This window comes from Capnocytophaga felis (assembly GCF_009684755.1).
GTDB lineage: Bacteria > Bacteroidota > Bacteroidia > Flavobacteriales > Flavobacteriaceae > Capnocytophaga > Capnocytophaga felis.
Genome location: NZ_BLBC01000005.1, coordinates 729365 through 745763, shown reverse-complemented (window position 1 = coordinate 745763; position 16399 = coordinate 729365). Strand labels below are relative to the sequence as shown.

20 protein-coding genes are annotated in these 16399 nt (G+C 36.6%); 3 read left to right on the top strand and 17 right to left on the bottom strand.

Annotated elements, in window-relative coordinates; genetic code table 11:
• Positions 1 to 180 precede the first annotated feature (180 nt).
• A complete protein-coding gene (locus tag GN105_RS04665; RefSeq protein ID WP_155284241.1) occupies positions 181 to 2043 on the top strand; it encodes a M1 family metallopeptidase in 1863 nt (620 codons plus the stop codon).
• Between the two features lie 10 nt (positions 2044 to 2053).
• The gene (gene rnpA / locus GN105_RS04660) at positions 2054 to 2440 is read left to right on the top strand and encodes a ribonuclease P protein component (RefSeq protein WP_155284240.1); all 387 of its coding nucleotides are present in this window, start codon (positions 2054 to 2056) and stop codon (positions 2438 to 2440) included.
• 35 nt (positions 2441 to 2475) lie between these two features.
• On the opposite strand, the gene GN105_RS04655 is transcribed toward rnpA, so the two are convergent.
• Together GN105_RS04655 and purN are read right to left on the bottom strand one after the other, a co-directional pair.
• On the bottom strand, positions 2476 to 3336 hold the full coding sequence (locus GN105_RS04655; RefSeq protein ID WP_155284239.1) for an MBL fold metallo-hydrolase: 861 nt from the start codon (positions 3334 to 3336) through the stop codon (positions 2476 to 2478).
• 27 nt (positions 3337 to 3363) lie between these two features.
• Complete coding sequence (gene purN, locus GN105_RS04650; protein ID WP_155284238.1) at positions 3364 to 3927, bottom strand: phosphoribosylglycinamide formyltransferase; 564 nt, start codon at positions 3925 to 3927, stop codon at positions 3364 to 3366.
• A gap of 169 nt (positions 3928 to 4096) precedes the next feature.
• Between purN and GN105_RS04645 the strand changes: the two genes are divergently transcribed.
• Entirely contained in the window at positions 4097 to 4582 is a 486-nt protein-coding gene (locus GN105_RS04645) for a hypothetical protein (RefSeq protein ID WP_155284237.1), read from the top strand.
• Positions 4583 to 4614: 32 nt separating this feature from the next.
• Here GN105_RS04645 and GN105_RS04640 read toward each other — a convergent pair whose 3' ends face one another.
• From GN105_RS04640 to GN105_RS04570, 15 genes are all read right to left on the bottom strand, one after another.
• A complete protein-coding gene (locus tag GN105_RS04640) occupies positions 4615 to 5010 on the bottom strand; it encodes a group III truncated hemoglobin (protein WP_155284236.1) in 396 nt (131 codons plus the stop codon).
• A 3-nt stretch (positions 5011 to 5013) separates the two neighbouring features.
• Positions 5014 to 5367 (bottom strand): cupin domain-containing protein, encoded by a 354-nt coding sequence (locus GN105_RS04635; RefSeq protein WP_155284235.1) that lies wholly within the window; start codon positions 5365 to 5367, stop codon positions 5014 to 5016.
• Positions 5368 to 5525: 158 nt separating this feature from the next.
• Positions 5526 to 5894 carry a ribosomal maturation YjgA family protein gene (locus GN105_RS04630; protein WP_155284234.1) on the bottom strand — a complete coding sequence of 123 codons (369 nt, stop codon included), beginning with the start codon at positions 5892 to 5894 and terminating at the stop codon, positions 5526 to 5528.
• 36 nt (positions 5895 to 5930) lie between these two features.
• Complete coding sequence (locus tag GN105_RS04625; RefSeq protein WP_155284233.1) at positions 5931 to 6605, bottom strand: DUF2461 domain-containing protein; 675 nt, start codon at positions 6603 to 6605, stop codon at positions 5931 to 5933.
• Positions 6606 to 6675: 70 nt separating this feature from the next.
• Positions 6676 to 6987 carry a type II toxin-antitoxin system RelE/ParE family toxin gene (locus GN105_RS04620; RefSeq protein WP_155284232.1) on the bottom strand — a complete coding sequence of 104 codons (312 nt, stop codon included), beginning with the start codon at positions 6985 to 6987 and terminating at the stop codon, positions 6676 to 6678.
• Positions 6980 to 7228 carry a type II toxin-antitoxin system ParD family antitoxin gene (locus GN105_RS04615; RefSeq protein ID WP_155284231.1) on the bottom strand — a complete coding sequence of 83 codons (249 nt, stop codon included), beginning with the start codon at positions 7226 to 7228 and terminating at the stop codon, positions 6980 to 6982. Before GN105_RS04615 ends, GN105_RS04620 begins: the two co-directional genes overlap by 8 nt.
• Before the next feature lie 72 nt (positions 7229 to 7300).
• Positions 7301 to 8155, bottom strand: a complete 855-nt coding sequence (locus GN105_RS04610; protein ID WP_227977306.1) for a formylglycine-generating enzyme family protein — start codon at positions 8153 to 8155, stop codon at positions 7301 to 7303.
• Between the two features lie 301 nt (positions 8156 to 8456).
• Positions 8457 to 9800: an amidohydrolase gene (locus GN105_RS04605; RefSeq protein WP_227977307.1), complete on the bottom strand. Its 1344-nt coding sequence runs from the start codon at positions 9798 to 9800 to the stop codon at positions 8457 to 8459.
• A gap of 155 nt (positions 9801 to 9955) precedes the next feature.
• Positions 9956 to 10474: a P-loop nucleotide/nucleoside kinase family protein gene (locus GN105_RS04600; protein WP_155284230.1), complete on the bottom strand. Its 519-nt coding sequence runs from the start codon at positions 10472 to 10474 to the stop codon at positions 9956 to 9958.
• A gap of 12 nt (positions 10475 to 10486) precedes the next feature.
• The gene (locus tag GN105_RS04595; RefSeq protein ID WP_155284229.1) at positions 10487 to 12382 is read right to left on the bottom strand and encodes an amidophosphoribosyltransferase; all 1896 of its coding nucleotides are present in this window, start codon (positions 12380 to 12382) and stop codon (positions 10487 to 10489) included.
• Positions 12383 to 12408: 26 nt separating this feature from the next.
• On the bottom strand, positions 12409 to 13110 hold the full coding sequence (locus GN105_RS04590) for an MjaI family restriction endonuclease (protein WP_173014965.1): 702 nt from the start codon (positions 13108 to 13110) through the stop codon (positions 12409 to 12411).
• Complete coding sequence (locus GN105_RS04585) at positions 13111 to 13470, bottom strand: MjaI family restriction endonuclease (RefSeq protein WP_155284228.1); 360 nt, start codon at positions 13468 to 13470, stop codon at positions 13111 to 13113.
• Complete coding sequence (locus GN105_RS04580; RefSeq protein WP_155284227.1) at positions 13467 to 13721, bottom strand: hypothetical protein; 255 nt, start codon at positions 13719 to 13721, stop codon at positions 13467 to 13469. Before GN105_RS04580 ends, GN105_RS04585 begins: the two co-directional genes overlap by 4 nt.
• Positions 13718 to 14998, bottom strand: a complete 1281-nt coding sequence (locus GN105_RS04575; RefSeq protein ID WP_155284226.1) for a DNA methyltransferase — start codon at positions 14996 to 14998, stop codon at positions 13718 to 13720. Before GN105_RS04575 ends, GN105_RS04580 begins: the two co-directional genes overlap by 4 nt.
• Before the next feature lie 670 nt (positions 14999 to 15668).
• The gene (locus tag GN105_RS04570) at positions 15669 to 16394 is read right to left on the bottom strand and encodes a hypothetical protein (protein ID WP_155284225.1); all 726 of its coding nucleotides are present in this window, start codon (positions 16392 to 16394) and stop codon (positions 15669 to 15671) included.
• Between the last annotated feature and the right edge of the window lie 5 nt (positions 16395 to 16399).

Here is a 16399-nt window from a genome sequence, read left to right as displayed (position 1 = left end):
TTCTACTCGAAACAAATCGAAACGAAAACGATGTAGTGTGGATAACTTTTGACTTTTTTAACGTATTGTGCAGATATTTTTTGAATTACTAAACTTGATGCTTTGAGTTTAAATTGCCTTACTTTTGTACTTCTGAATAGAAAAAAGTATCTTTGCGACTCTAATCAAAATTAAATTTCAATGAATAAATACATTTTTGCGGCATTCCTTTTGGGAGCTTTTGTTTTCTCAAATGCTCAAAACAAATCGTATTGGCAACAACAAGCCGATTATGAAATGGAAATTGATATGAATGTTAAGAATTTTCAGTACAAAGGAAAGCAAAAACTCACCTACACAAACAACTCTCCTGATACGCTGAACGTCGTTTTCTACCATTTGTTTTTGAATGCTTTTCAGCCGGGAAGCGAAATGGACGCACGATTACAATCCGTTCCTGACCCTGACCGCCGTATGGTTGTCAATAAAGGCACAAAAGAGAATCCCATCAATGAAAGCCGAATTAAAAATTTAAAACCCAATGAAATAGGTTATATAAATGTAAAATCACTAACGCAAAACGGAAAACCACTTCGTTACAAAACCGAAGGCACAATTCTGAAAGTGGATTTGGATAAACCTATTTTGCCAAATTCAAAAACTGTTTTTGAAATGGATTTTGATGCTCAGGTACCTGTAATGATTCGTCGTATGGGGCGAAACAGCCGCGATGGTGTAGCTCTTTCAATGGCACAATGGTATCCTAAAATGGCTGCCTATGATACACGTGGTTGGCACGCTAATGAGTATATTGCTCGTGAATTTTACGGTGTTTGGGGGAATTTTGATGTGAAAATTACCATTGATAAAAATTACATACTTGGAGGAACGGGTGTTTTGCAGAATAATAATGAAATTGGATTCGGGTATGAAAATGAAGGAGTTAAAGTTTCCAAAACTAAGGAGAAAACCAAAACTTGGCATTTTGTTGCTAAAAATGTACACGATTTTACTTGGGCTGCTGACCCCGAATTCCAGCACGATAAAGTTACTTTAAAGGACGGAAAAACATTCCATTTTCTGTACAAGAAACATTCAGAAAATTGGAAAAAAATGCAACCCGTTTTGGTTAAAGTTTTTGATTTCTTCAACACGCTCATTGGGAAGTATCCTTGGGAGCAATATGCTTTCATTCAGGGAGGTGACGGCGGAATGGAATACGCTATGTGTACATTGGTTGCAGGAGGGGAGAAGTATGATTCTGTTTTGGGAACATCAATTCACGAACTTGCTCACGCTTGGTTTCAGCATTTGTTGGCTACCGATGAGGCTTCGTATGCTTGGATGGATGAAGGCTTTACTTCATTTATTGAAGATTTAGCGATGCATTTGGTAGTAAATCCCGACTCGAAAGAACCTCCTTTCCAAGGAGCTTATGAAAGTTATTACAGATTAGTAGCTTCAGGATTGGAAGAACCAGCCTCAACGCACGCCGACCGTTTTAATACAAATTTTGCTTATTCCATAATGGCGTATAGCAAAGGAACTTTATTTTTAACGCAGTTAGGATATATCATTGGCGACCAAAATGTTATAAAATCATTGAAGCAATTTTATAAAGATTTTGCATTTAAAAATCCTACACCAAACGATTTTATCCGAGTTGCAGAAAAAATATCAGGAATGCAGTTGCAATGGTTCTTGAATGAATTTATAAGTACTACAAATACTGCCGATTATGCAATTGAAAAGGTAGTTTCCAAAGGAAATAAAACAGAAATAACCTTGCGTCGTGTGGGAAGATTGCCTCTGCCTGTGGATTTGTTCGTAATTGAAAAAAGTAAAAAGATACATTACTATCACATTCCATTGCGAATGGCTTTCGGAAAAAAGGACAATCCTTATAAATCCTATCAGCAACACGTGTTGTCGTCTTGGGGTTGGGGGCATTTGACTTATACATTTGAAGTTGATTTGCCTTTAAGCGAAATAAAATCAGTCGCTATTGACCCTGACAATGTTTCGGTAGATATCAACAAAGAGAATAATATTTTCAGTAATTAAAAAATAGAAGTTGAAAAACGCAGATTATTCTTTTCCAAAGTCGGAAAGGTTACGTAAGTTAAAACACATTCAGCAGTTATTTTCTGAGGGGAAAAGCGTTCAAAGTTATCCTTTGAAGATGATTTTTCTTTCGGTTGAAGATAATTTAGAATCTCAGTTTCAGGTGCTTGTCAGCGTTCCGAAAAGAGGTTTTAAAAGGGCTGTGCATCGCAATCGTATCAAACGGCTTATTCGGGAAAGTTATCGTTTACAGAAACATTTTTTAAGTGAAATTACTTCTGAAAAATATGTTTTTGCGATAATTTTTGTGGGTAAAGAAATGCCTGAATATGATTTGATTTTCAGGAAAATAATGGGTTGTTTTGAAAAATTTGGAGAAGAAATAAAAGCACAATGAAAAGAAAAAGTCCGCTAACTCAAGCGGACTTTTTCTTATTCAAAAACATCTTCAAATCGGAATGTTTCGTTTAATCTTACACCCACTTCGGTGCGTTTTAATGTGCAAATTTCGTGATGGGCATCGTGTTCTAAAAATAAATAATATTCATTTTCAACAGCTTTCTTAAGAAAAATATCCTTCTCTTCCAATGTCAGTAGCGGACGAGTATCGTATCCCATTACGTAAGGCAACGGAATGTGCCCTACGGTCGGTAACAAATCGGCAACAAAAACAAGTGTTTTTCCTTGATAACGAATATGCGGAAGCATCTGTTTTTCAGTATGTCCGTTAACAAACAGGATATCAAAACCTAATTCGCTATTCTCTAAAAAAGTTTTTTCTTGATTGTCGATAAAATGCAACTGACCACTTTCCTGCATAGGCAAAATGTTTTCTTTAAGGAAAGAAGCCTTTTCACGAGCATTCGGTTGTGTTGCCCATTGCCAATGTTTTTCATTGGTCCAGAAGCGTGCATTTTTGAAAGCAGGTTCGTAACCTGTTCGGTCTTTATTCCATTGAATTGAACCTCCACAATGGTCAAAATGCAAGTGCGTCATAAAAACGTCCGTAATATCATCACGATGGAATCCCGCTTTTCGTAGCGAATCATCTAAATTGGCATTTCCCCAAAGTGCGTAGTAACCGAAAAATTTATCCGATTGTTTATTGCCCATTCCTGTATCAATCAAAATCAGTCTGTTTCCGTCTTCAATAAGCATACATCGGGCGGATAAATCAATTTGGTTATTGGAATCTGCCGGATTGGTTCTTTGCCAAATAGTTTTAGGAACAACGCCAAACATTGCTCCTCCGTCAAGTTTAAAATTTACGGTTTCAATAGGATAAATTTTCATAGTTGGAATTTTAAATCTGATATGTTTTTATTTTAACAAAGAAGCAATAACCTCAGGAAAGTGTTTATATTCAAGCTGATGTATTTTTTCGGCAAGCGAATCGGCGGTGTCGTTTTTTAAAACAGTTGTTTTTGCCTGAAAAATAATCGCTCCTTCATCGTAATTTTCATTTACATAATGAATTGTGATGCCGCTTTCTGATTCTTTATTTTCAATAACTGCTTGATGTACAAAGCTTCCGTACATTCCTTTTCCGCCATACTTAGGCAATAATGACGGATGAATATTAACAATTTTGTTAGGAAACTTCTCAATAATATTTTCCGGAAACTTCCAAAGGAATCCTGCCAAAACAATCAAATCCGGTTTTTGATTTTTGATAATATCAAGTACTATTTCCGAATGATAAAATGCCTGTCGGTCAAAAACAATGGAAGGGATTTGCAAGCGTTTGGCTCTTTCCAAAACGCCGGCTTTTGGATTGTTTGAAAGAATTAAACTGACTTCAATTCCTTCATTTTCTCTGAAATAAGTAGCTATTCGTTCGGCATTACTTCCCGAACCTGAGGCAAAAATTATTATTTTTTTCATAGAATTTTATTAAAAAACAGCAATCAACGTATTTAAGCCGATTTTGTTTAACATCAAATACGGTTTACTAAAGCACAAATGTATAAAAAGATATTAACAAAAGACAAAACTATTCGTAAAATAGGAAGATATTATCTATATTTGCGAGGTTATAAAGAATCGTATTAGTATGCCAAGGATATATTACAGAAATAGAAGGATATACGGTGAACCACTTAAAAACGAAAAGATTACGTTAGAGATATTTGCCAAGATTTTGGCAAATACCTCTTTCATTCCTGAAGATGCGTTACATATTTTCAGCCTACCTCAAAAGCAATCCATTTTGCCTTGGAAAAAAGATTGCAAAAGTTTCAAATACGCCGTGGTTTGGAATCACGACAAGCCCCACAATACGGCTGAATACGGTGATTTTTACTTGCCAAAATCCATCGTGTTTTTTGATGAGAAAGATGCTTATTTTCCTTCGGAATATTTCTTCGTTGTAAACATTGATGACCAACTGGAAATAAGCCACTGCCGTGCGGGAGCAGATACTTCGTGGTATCAGCAACCCGAATTGCGTCGGGAAGTTACAGACCCCAAACTCATCAAACGCATTGAAAAGTCAGTGACGGAATTACAACAAGTTTTAGGAATTCTTCCAAAAAAATAATAGGGATTAAAACGTTTTAATCCCTATTATTGTTAATAACTTTCAGGTCGGTATCGCCATAACATTGTATATTGTCCCACCGCCATTTGGTTTGATGCTTCTTTGGCACGTTGAGCTACCTCGCCTGCAAACATTTTGTCAATGGTTTCGTGCCATAGGCTTACCCACTGGTTAAAATGCTCTTGTGTGATGCCGTAGTTCAAATTTTTATCCACTTCGATATGTTTGAGTGACGGACTTCCTTTGAATTTTTGGACACCGAAGAGAATGGTTTCCCAAAAATCGGTTAGTTTTTCCAAGTGAGCAGGCCACTGTTCTTCCGCAATGTGGCTGTTAAAGATAGGCCCCAACAATTCGTGTTTGCGTATTTGAGCGTAAAATGCTTTTACAAGTTGGTTTATATCTTCCCTTGTTTCAATTTCTTTCATATGTTATTGTTTTTCGGATTGCCTAACAACTTCTTCCACTCTTGAAACTACATCTTGTTTGGAAAGTGTTAATCGTACTACACTGTTTTCCAGAGCTTTTAAATCGTGCGGAACATTTCCTTCCAATGCGATGATGTCTCCTTTTTTCATTGTATGGACGTTTCCGGCAACACCAAAATCAATAGTTCCTTCCAAAATATGAACCACAATCGGGAATTTAGTTTGATGTTCTTTCATTATTTGTCCTTCGGACATTGCAATACGGATTTCTTTTGAAAAATCTGATTCTAAAACAACCTGTGTATGTATCTTTTCTTGTGAAAAAACAAGATTTTCACTAAACGAACTTAACTTCATAATTTACTTTATTTTGGGAAGTGTTACAAAAAGTATAATACCTTTAACAAAGTGGGGATTTCTGTCAGGCTGAGCGAAGTCGAAGCCTTATCATTACAGGGCTTCGACTTCGCTCAGCCTGACAATAGAAACTTTCATTATACTTTTTAGAACACACTTTATTTTGAATTAAATATTTTTAATAGAATACAACCAATGCCGTAACAAATTATATCCTCCCACGAAAAATAATTCCCCATCAGGATATAACCGATACTTCCTTTGGAAAAACCCAACAACTCTGCAATTTTGAAAAACTGCAATATTTCAATAGTTACGGCAAACAGAAATACTCCAATAAGCAATTTGTTTTTATTCTTAACTTTAAAGAAAGCTAAAACCAACGCATAAATTAGCATTACAACCAAAATATCTCCCACATAAGCCCGCAGAAAGTACATTTTTCGCAGTACCGTTGCGATAAGCACCTCTATGACAAACAAAAACACCGCTTGCAGGAAATATTTTTTGTTAAATGTAAGCCTCATATTTGTTTTTATATTGATTCTACTTCAACAGATACATTAACTTTCCTGATCAAAAAGCGATTCTCCGTTGAGGTTTGTGGTTAGTGCCGTGGTCATAAAGTCAAAAAACGGACGCATCGCTTCAAATGCTTGTATTACTTCTTGCTGAAAATCCAATTTTAGTACTTTATCCGTACAGAAATCGTATTTCAACAAAAATTGTTTCTTCCGAATGTAATGAATCATCGGGTCGTTCTTGTCGAACTCTTTCGGAGCTGTTTTGAGTTCATCTCCCCAGAGTTTTCCCTCGTAATATTTCTGAATACCTTCGGATTGCATCACCTTTTCAAAGCCTTCACCGTCAAGTTCTATTTCTTTACGAATGCGATACAAATCTTCCTTATTCGGAGCGAAAAAACCTCCGCCTACAAAGGTTTCATCAGGTGAAAGATGTACATAATACCCTCCCCGATAACGAGGTTGCTTACGCGGAAAATACAAACCAAAGTGCGTTTTGTAAGGTGTTTTGTCTTTTGAGAAACGAACATCTTTATAAATTCGATACATTTTCATCTCTCCAAGGAAATCACCTTTGGCAATTTCATTATATATCGCCCGAAAGAAATTTTCAACTTTTGCTTTGGCATTTTCATAGTCGTTTTTATGCTCGGCAAACCACGGTCGGTTATTATTTTGAGAAAGTTCTTTCAAAAAAGAGAATATTTCTTCCATTTTTTAAGATTTTTAATGAAAGGAGACATTGTATCTTCCTTCAAGTTTTTATTTTTTTACCAATATTATTTTATTTTTGCCGACATTCCATAATTCTACTTTTCAAATCCATTTGCTCGTGTAAAATTCTGATGATTTCAATTTCATCTTCTGAAATTGCTTGGTAAAATATAATATGCCTTCCTGACTTTAATCCGAACAAGTCTTTTCTGATTTCATCGTATTTCTTACCTAATTGTGGATTCTTGCTAATTTGTGAACAATCAAATTTTAAAGCGAAATAATATTTATCTGCTTGTAATTCAGACCATTTTTCAAAGGTGTAATTCCAAATGGCATTTAAATCGTCAATGGCTTTTTGTCTGAAAATAATTTTAGCCATTTTTCTGTTTTTCTGCTTTTAAGGTTTTTAGATTTTCATCAAAATCAAAATCCTCAACTCTGGCACTGTCTAAACCTTCTTTAATAGCATTGCGAAGTGCAATGGTTTTACTTTCCTCATTTTCTAAAAGCCGAAGTCCGGCACGAATGACTTCGCTTACGTTTTTATATCGCCCTGTAGCTATTTGATTGCTAATAAATTGGTCGAAATAACTTCCGAGTGATACCGATGTGTTTTTCATTTTGATAAACTTTTTGCAAAGTTACCAATTTTTGGTAATATAACAAGTTTTCAATCTGATTTTCTTTCATACTTACGGAAAAACCACCCGAAATCCTATAAAAATTTGTCCTAACTCGGTACAGTTACGTCGTTTTGCAATGCGGATATTTGAGGGCTGTTCGTTGTAATGTCCGCCCCGAGTTACTCTGTTTTCAGGATAATCATTGTTTGTCGGGGTTTTGCTCATTACGGCTATCAAAAGTTTTCCGACAAGTGAAGTCTCTTCTTTGGGAACATTTGTATTTCCTAATTTATAATCGTATGAAACGAAAATATCCTCGCACCATTCCGATACGTTTCCGTTCATATCACAGATTCCCAATTCATTGGGTTGTTTTTTCCCTACGGGTTGAAGTTCATCCGTATTTTGCCGATGCCAAGCCACATCATCAAGGGAATTGCTTCCTGCATAAGTGTAATTTTTGGTTTTGTTGCCTCCGCGAGCGGCATATTCCCATTGTTCTTCGGAAGGAAGTTTGCCGCCAACCCATTCGGCATAGGCTTTGGCTCCGTACCACGATACCAACACCACAGGATGTTGTTCATATCCCTTTTTGGCGAGGTATTTATTGTTTACTTTTTCGATTTGACACCAACCTGCTTTCAGTTCTATGTAAGGAACATCACCATTTTTCTGATTTCCTTTTGCATTTAGAAATTCAGCATATTGAGCATTGGTAATTTCGTATTTGCTTATTTTAAAACGCTTTACGGTTACTTGATGTTGCGGACGTTCGTTAGCTTCTCCCTCCGATTTTGGGCTTCCCATCAGGAAAGTACCGCCTTCCACCACGATTTTATCTTTTTCCGGATAGTAGCCTTTTGTTTGTGCCTTCGCTGTCATCGTAAGTACAATAAGAAAAATAAAAAATATTTTGTGATACATAATTTCTATAATAAAAAAGCGGGTCAAATGTATGAAATTAGTTTTAATGTTAGTTTATACGGAAATTTGATACAGCCCGTTACTTCGAGTGATTTGTGTAACGCAGTAAAGCAAATCGTATCGAGAAATGTTTCTTCTTGATGCACATTTTATCTGTGTCATCATTTTGATAACTCACATATTCGCTTTCGTGAATTTACTCGAACTGACGAAAGCCTAAAAATCTATTTTAAACACTTCGTGCATTTTCCCTAAAAAAGGCATCATAACGATGCCTTTATACAAAAAAATGATTGTGATTTTACTTTTTATACCTGTCGAAAATTGCCAACAAACCGTGTGTCGCTACCTTTGAACCAAAAGGGATTGCTGCCAAATCCACTTCAAAATCTCCGTTGTGGTTGTTAAAAGGCGGAGCTTTTCTTTCTTTGAAAGACTTCATAAATCGTTCGGGTTGAGCGATACCGACATTGATATACGAATAGTTTTTCTTTTCGTTATGAATCACCAAATGATGAAAATCTTCCGAACCCATTACGGAGGGCAGAAGCTCCTCAGTAAGCATCATATCTATTTTCATATTCGATTTGATTCCCTCGCGAATTACCTGCGTAAGTTCCGAAGCGTTGTCCAACGGATACGACCAACCTTTATGAACCATTGTCGGATATTTATCTTTATCTACGTTATAGGAGTAGGCAATGCCTTCGTTGATGCGTTTGATGCCTTCAATCATCAGTTTTCGGTCGTCTTCGGAAAACCAACGCAGATTAATTTTCAGTAGTGCCGTGCCGGGAATTACGTTATTGTCTTCTCCCGCCTGAACTGAGCCTACGGTAATTACGGCTGAATTTTTGGGATCGATACCACGACTGACAATGGACTGATAACCGTTAATGGCTGCTGCTGCCATTACCACGGGGTCTTTGGTAAACTGAGGCGATGAGCCGTGTCCGCCAATGCCGTAAAACGTTACATCAATTTGGTCGGTACCTGCCATACGTACCCCCGAAGCAGCTGCAACCATTCCCACCGAGAAGGGAGCCGTATGCATTCCGAACAGATAATCGGGTTTGGGAACGTTGTGTTTGGTGTACATACCATCTTGCACCATAGCTTCCGCCCCTTCGATGAGTTCCTCAGCGGGTTGGGCAACCATCACGAGCGTTCCTTTCCAGAGTTTTTTGTTTTCTGCCATAAATTTAGCTGCTGCCAGTAGCCAAGTGGTATGGGCATCGTGTCCGCAGGCGTGCATCACATAGGTTTGCGTACCGTCTTCTTTCACAACTTGTTTGGTGCTTTTGTACGGAAGATTGGTAGTTTCTTTCACGGCATTGGCGTCCATATCTGCCCGATACATTACCACCGGACCTTTGCCGTTTTTCAATATCCCGACTACTCCTGTTTTGGCGATACCTGTTTTCACTTCGTATCCGTATTGTTTGAGTTCTTTGGCAACAATGCCTGCGGTTCGTTTTTCCATAAAACCCAACTCGGGGTGTTGATGAAAGTCTTTAAAAATTTCGACATAATAGGCATTGTCTTTCTCAATGCCTTTTTCTACAACGGCGGTATATTTTCCGTTTTGTGCAGAAACAACTACTGACATTGCCAAACCAACGATGAATAAAAATAGTTTTTTCATAACAAAATAATATTTGATTTATTCCACAAAGATAGTTATTTTATCAACCGATTGTTGTTAATAAGTTCTAAAAATCTTTCGTTTATGAGGATTCTTAACATAATAGAAAACAGCATTATGCAAATGAAAAAGAAAGGACAAGGAAAGCCTTGTCCTTAATTATTGTTTAAAATTAGTTCTATTTCTGAAAATAGTTCTGTAACGCTGTCTTCTATGGTTTTATTTGAAGTGTCAATCTGTATTCGGTTTTCAGTCCAATTTTCGTAATGATATTTTGATATAGCTTCCCAATTGGGTAATTGTAAATTTTCTATCTCAGATACTCTGTTAAAAACCCGCTTTTGGTGCTGTTCTTTGTCCGAACATACGACTTCAATGTTAATTAAAAAAGAATTTGTGTTCTGAGCGACATTCTTCCATTCGTTACGGGTCAGAGCAATCGGATTACAACAATCGGCAATCACATTTAATCCTAATCTCAAATTGTCAGAAGCAATTCGGTATGCCATCCGATAGCCTTCTCCTTCCACATCAAAATTGCACAAATCACGAAACGCTTGCTCAATGGTGTCTATGCGAAGATAAGCTGCTGTAAACTTCGATGCCACGCGTTGGGCGAGTGTCGATTTTCCCGAAGCAGGAAGTCCCGAAAAGACAAATAAAATAGGACGCATAACACACCGAATTTAATACGCCCTATCTTTTTTTCCTTCATAAAAGTTGATAAAAGCTCGGTTTACCACACGGTTTCCGCCGTTAGTAGGATAATCGCCCGTGAAGTACCAATCGCCCAAATTCTGCGGACAAGCCTCGTGCAAGTTCGCCACCGATTGGAAAATAATTTTCACCTCAATCGGGTAATCTTTGGGCAGAAGCAGTTGCGTGATTTTATCCGTAATTTCCTCATCGGTAAAAGGAGCGTAAATTTCTTTGACGTAGTTTACTACTTTGTCATCGCTTAAATTTACTTGGGCGATACATTTTTTGTACACTTCTTCCACGATGTTGTAAGAGCCTCTTTCTCTGTGTAATTGCAGGGTAGCTTCGAAGGCAATCAGGTCTTCCAAACGAGCCATATCAATGCCATAACAATCAGGATAACGGATTTGCGGAGCAGAAGAAACCACAACGATTTTTTTCGGTTTTAATCTTCCCAAAATATTGAGAATGCTTTTCTTTAAGGTAGTTCCTCGTACGATACTGTCATCGATAATTACCAGATTATCACCTTTTTGCACCGATCCGTAAGTGATGTCGTACACGTGAGCCACGAGGTCGTCTCGCGAGCTGTCTTCCGTGATAAAGGTGCGGAGTTTGGCATCTTTGATGGCAACTTTTTCCTTGCGGATTTTTTGCGAGAGAATCTCGGCAAGTTTTTCCGAAGAAATATTTTTTTCTGCCAGAATCTGTTGGTGTTTTAACTCATTAAGATAAACATCGGCTTCTTCCACCAATCCTAAATAGGAAGTTTCTGCCGTATTGGGAATGTAAGCAAATACGGTGTTTTTCAAATCATTATCAATTGATTTTAAAACATCAGGCAGCAATAAAGCTCCTAATTTTTTACGCTCACGATAAATTTCCTTATCGCTTCCGCGTGAAAAATAAATCCGCTCGAAGGAACAAGCCTTGCGTGGTAATTGCGGAATGATTTCGGTAACGGAAGTATTGCCGTCTTTTTTGATGATGATGCCTGCACCGGGTTGCAATTCAAGTACTTGGTCGAATTCCAAATTGAAAGCCGTCTGAATTACAGGTCGTTCCGAAGCCACAACAACCACTTCATCATCTTTATAATAATACGCCGGACGAATGCCCGCCGGGTCGCGTACCACAAAGGCATCGCCGTGTCCAAGAATCCCTGCCATTGCGTAACCGCCGTCCCATCGATGAGCAGATTTACGTAAAATTTCTGCCACATCAAGTTCTTCGGCAATGCGTTTGGAGGCTTCTACTTTTGAAAGTCCTTCGTCTTTAAACTTACGGTAGAGGCTTTCTACTTCGGTATCCAGAAAATGCCCGATACGTTCCATAACTGTAACAGTGTCAGTCTGTTCTTTTGGATGTTGACCGAGTGCTACTAATCGTTCAAAAAGTTCTTTGGCATTGGTCATATTAAAATTTCCTGCCACGATTAAATTACGCGATTGCCAGTTATTTTGCCGCAGAAACGGATGTACGTTTTCGATGCTGTTTTGCCCAAAAGTGCCGTAACGCACGTGTCCCAAATAAACTTCTCCCACATACGGAAGCAGTTTTTTCTGTGCTTGAACATCGTCTTTCAGTTCGGGATGTTCTTTCAGTAACGTGCTGATACGCTGATTGATTTGCGTAAAGATATCTTGAATTGGTTGCGATTCGTTGCTTCGTACACGACTGATGTAACGTTCGCCGGGTTGCATATCCAGCTTGATGCTTGCCAGACCAGCTCCGTCCTGTCCGCGATTGTGTTGTTTTTCAAGCATCAAGTACATTTTGTTGATGCCGTAGAAGGTTGTTCCGTATTTTTCTTTGTAAAAATCTAAAGGTTTTAGCAGTCGCACCATCGCGATACCGCATTCGTGTTTGATATTGTCACTCATTGTTTATTGGTTGTTAAAGAGAAGGGCTATCCTGCCAATCTATCTATTTCTTTTTGTATTTCGTCTATAATTTCTTTGTTGGCTATTTCTCCATCTAAACTAAAAATAATAAAAACATTTCCGCCAAAATCATTTTTAAAGTTTTCAAAACTATTTTTCATTCGTTCAGAAGCAGAATAATTTCCAAAATTAGATTGAGCTGTTACTGGTTTTATTTGTATTCCAAATGCTTTTTCATCAGACACATAACCCAAATAATCAATATCTCCTGCATGGTCTAACTCTTCTGCACTTTCTTCAAATCTAATATTCGGAAATAATTTTACTAATCCATCATTCACAACTGATTTTTCTCGTAAATATCCGTCATAGGTTCGGTTGATTGTCAAATTATAAATATAATCATAACAATCTTGTTTTGTCAATGCTCTGAAAGCTTCCTGCCACTCTGGGATAACGACTTCTGTAATTTTTTCGTACAATCTCTCTCCAAGTTCTTGCAAACTTTCTTTGGTTACTCGAAACTGATTTTTTCCTGTTGTAACCGCATTTTCAAAATACCATTTCTCCCATTCTTCAATGGTATTGGGCTGACACTCTCTAATTAAAGCCATTACAGCTCCTACCTTATTGGGGCGTGAAAGCTGATAAGTTTGTGTAGCATAATTTAGTACCTTTTCCTTTTTACCAAAGTCCAAAGAATAGCGTTTTATTTCTTTTTTATCCATTTATAATTTATTTATTTCAGAAATAACTTCCTGCACATTTGTAAAATTTTCCACATCATCGTAAAATAGATAAAACACAGGTTTTCCCCATTTTGCATTTGCGTTTTTGTTGAAATTGATTATCCCTTGCCTCATCAAATTAAATGTGTTCGGTTTTACCTGTATTCCACAAATTTCGATATTATTTTTAAGTATTATCAAATCAACACGCAATTCTTCATCTACGAATCCGTCAGCTTGATTGACAATGAAACTATGTAACTGATTTTTTAATAGTTGTATAGCTTTATTTTCAATTAAAGAACCTTTTAATGACTGTACTACAAATAAATCATATTCCCACTGAATACATTCTTTCAAAGAATATTTATAATACCCCCATTTTTTTGCTGAGCTTCATATAAATTTTTGCCAAAACCTTCTATTGTACCTTGGCTTTTTACTCCACAAGGACATTCTATTTCATAATGAAATTTTATTAACTCATATAGTTCATCCTTACTATTAGGTTTGTGATTTTTTATTAATTTCATTACCGGTACTGATTTGTTTGGTGCTGAAATACCATAATCACCGTTCAACTTATTTAGTTCTCCTCCCGTATATGTCATATTTTTAAAAACTTATTTTTATATTTAAAATCAATACTTTCATCTACCAAAACTAATTTTTCTTTCAATAAATGTGCATTGATAAAGGTTTTATTTTGCAAATAAAGATATGCCATTAAATTATTTTCTGCATCGTGTTTTATTTCATCGTATTTTAAGAAAACTTTTTTTCCTTTTAATTTGTTAATGAGCCACTCCGTAGCTTTTCCGTTAATTTCAGGATTTTGTTTAATACCAATCAAACGAACAATTAAATCATTACTTAGCTTTATGAGTTCAGATGAAATAACTTCTTTTACAGAAAAATATTCCTCTCGCTTTCCTGTACTTTCAGCATCTATTTTCGAACCATATTGTATTTTTTTAACATCAATTTTTTTATCCAATTTATGCGTATCAATAAATTGATAAGGCAGTTTTTGTATTTCCTCTTCAAAGTTGGTAGCAATAGTTTGCTGTTTTACGATTTCTGTTTTTACTTCCGACAAAATATCATCAGCACCTATTTTTTCTTGAATAATTGGAATAAAATCAGGATTAATTTCATAACCTACTGAATTTCTCCCCAAATTTCGTGCTGCAAGAGCCGTTGTACCACTCCCCATAAAAGGGTCTAAAATGGTTTCCTCCGGAAAAGAAAACATTTTTATCAGACGATGAGGCAACTCTTCGGGGAACATTGCCAAGTGTTTGTCTTGTTTTGCTCCTGAAAAATACCAATGTCCATTGAAATAAGTATTCCATTCTTCGTTGGTCATTGCCGAATTTTCTTTTTGTTCTTTGGTGGGCTTGGGAGCATTTCCTTGCTTCTTGAATAGCAAAATATATTCAAAATCAAGTTTTACAATGCCATTTCTCGGATATGGAAAACTCCCCATCACAGCTCCACCACCTGAGGTGTTCATCGTAGTTGTTTTTTGCCATATAATTTGCCCCATAAAATCAAATCCTATCATTTCACAAAATTTAATAATTTCGGAATGAATAGGAATAATCTTATATCTCCCATAGTAGGTAGAACGAGCAAATTGGTCACCTATATTTACACACAACCGACAACCTTTTTTCAACACACGAAAGCATTCTTTCCAAGTCAGATTTAAATGATTGATATAAGTTTCATAATCATCGTGAAAACCAATTTGATTTTCTGTTCCATAATCTTTAAGTTGCCAATAAGGTGGTGAAGTTACCACTAAATGAACGCTTTCATCTGCAAGTTCGTTCATTTGTCGGCTGTCTCCGTTTATAATAGTGTGTTTGGTTTTATAAATCATTACGCAATTATTTACATTTTACAGTAAAAACTCAAAGCACAATAGCTTCTAAATTTTTAATTTTACACTATGTTCTTTGCTATTTTTCTCTATTAAAGAGCTAAAAGATTGGCGATTTTGGTTATTTTTTTGCTTTCGTAGAGAAGGTTGTTCCGTATTTTTCTTTGTAAAAATCCAAAGGTTTTAGCAGTCGCACCATCGCGATACCGCATTCGTGTTTGATATTGTCGCTCATTGTTTATTGGTTGTTAATGCTTGTTTTAAAGGATATTTCTCCGCTATATTCGTTTTCTGTGAAGTTTGCAATAACGCCGCAAAAATATAAAATATAGTGCATTAACGAACTATGTTTAGCAATTTTTTTGAACTGCGGTGTGTAAACAAAAAAAATCTGAAAAGAATTCCTTTCAGATTTTTTTGAATATTTTTACAAATTAGAGCAATATGGCTAACTCAAAAAAGTTTGTCGTACTGATTCCCCCTTTGAAGGGGGTTAGGGGGATGTAAAATCTAAAAAACATTCTCTGTCCTTCGCTACATACCCTGTTTTCACAGTCTTCCTCTCTTAAAGGAGGATTTTAGAGTGCGACAATTTAATGAAATTAGCAATGCTACCACTTTGTCCCCAAATTCGGACTATTTTTGAAGGTATTTTTATTCCAATAGAAAATTAAAATGAGAAAACCTGCATTCCTAATTGGAAAAACGCCCGATCAGCTTGCGGATTCCACATCATACAGGCGTGAACAGGCACAGTATGTTTCGCTATCGTCCAATCGTATGTCGCTTTTAGTGAAATGTGTACAATACCAGCTTTATCGCCATAAAAATTGGCTTTGTCTCCTGCTTTATTCAAAGCAAATACCCCTCCAATGCCTGCATCTACTTGCCATAGGTCTTTTTTATGTATCGGATATTCCAAATAACAAAAAGTAGAATACTTATTTGCCGTATTGACTTTATTTCTGTCCCGACCGAAAAGAATGGTTGACCAGCTCAATAGCAGTGGGAAACGTTCTCCACAGCGGTAACTGAGTGTGGCATCTAAAAAACGTCCCGTATTTCGAGCGTTATAATTGAAAAATTCTTTGTTATTGTATGTAGCTCCCGCCGAAAAATTGTATATATCCCACAAAGCAAATGAAAAGCCTTTGTGTTGAAATGAAATATGATTATTGAATTCCTTGTATGTACCTTGCATATTGGTTCCACCCCAAAACCCAAAATTTATCCGTCCGTTCCATAACGAATAGTTCAAATCGCTCGTAATCACCAGCCCATCTGCCACTTCTATCCCACGCCACAAATGGTTTGTTTGCAAATTGGCTTCCAAATTAATCTGTGCAACTGATTTCAACGAAAACAGTAACATCAACAATCCAATATATGTTTTCACAAGAA

Coding starts and splice junctions, on each gene's coding strand:
- GN105_RS04665 (WP_155284241.1), top strand. CDS start 181: ATGAATAAATACATTTTTGCGGCATTCCTTTTGGGAGCTTTTGTTTTC.
- GN105_RS04605 (WP_227977307.1), bottom strand. CDS start 9,800: ATGAAAAAACTATTTTTATTCATCGTTGGTTTGGCAATGTCAGTAGTT.
- GN105_RS04620 (WP_155284232.1), bottom strand. CDS start 6,987: ATGGCTAAAATTATTTTCAGACAAAAAGCCATTGACGATTTAAATGCC.
- purN (WP_155284238.1), bottom strand. CDS start 3,927: ATGAAAAAAATAATAATTTTTGCCTCAGGTTCGGGAAGTAATGCCGAA.
- GN105_RS04590 (WP_173014965.1), bottom strand. CDS start 13,110: ATGGATAAAAAAGAAATAAAACGCTATTCTTTGGACTTTGGTAAAAAG.
- GN105_RS04640 (WP_155284236.1), bottom strand. CDS start 5,010: ATGAAAGAAATTGAAACAAGGGAAGATATAAACCAACTTGTAAAAGCA.
- GN105_RS04580 (WP_155284227.1), bottom strand. CDS start 13,721: ATGACATATACGGGAGGAGAACTAAATAAGTTGAACGGTGATTATGGT.
- GN105_RS04600 (WP_155284230.1), bottom strand. CDS start 10,474: ATGCGTCCTATTTTATTTGTCTTTTCGGGACTTCCTGCTTCGGGAAAA.
- GN105_RS04645 (WP_155284237.1), top strand. CDS start 4,097: ATGCCAAGGATATATTACAGAAATAGAAGGATATACGGTGAACCACTT.
- GN105_RS04655 (WP_155284239.1), bottom strand. CDS start 3,336: ATGAAAATTTATCCTATTGAAACCGTAAATTTTAAACTTGACGGAGGA.
- GN105_RS04595 (WP_155284229.1), bottom strand. CDS start 12,382: ATGAGTGACAATATCAAACACGAATGCGGTATCGCGATGGTGCGACTG.
- GN105_RS04630 (WP_155284234.1), bottom strand. CDS start 5,894: ATGAGGCTTACATTTAACAAAAAATATTTCCTGCAAGCGGTGTTTTTG.
- GN105_RS04575 (WP_155284226.1), bottom strand. CDS start 14,998: ATGATTTATAAAACCAAACACACTATTATAAACGGAGACAGCCGACAA.
- GN105_RS04615 (WP_155284231.1), bottom strand. CDS start 7,228: ATGAAAAACACATCGGTATCACTCGGAAGTTATTTCGACCAATTTATT.
- GN105_RS04610 (WP_227977306.1), bottom strand. CDS start 8,155: ATGTATCACAAAATATTTTTTATTTTTCTTATTGTACTTACGATGACA.
- GN105_RS04625 (WP_155284233.1), bottom strand. CDS start 6,605: ATGGAAGAAATATTCTCTTTTTTGAAAGAACTTTCTCAAAATAATAAC.
- GN105_RS04635 (WP_155284235.1), bottom strand. CDS start 5,367: ATGAAGTTAAGTTCGTTTAGTGAAAATCTTGTTTTTTCACAAGAAAAG.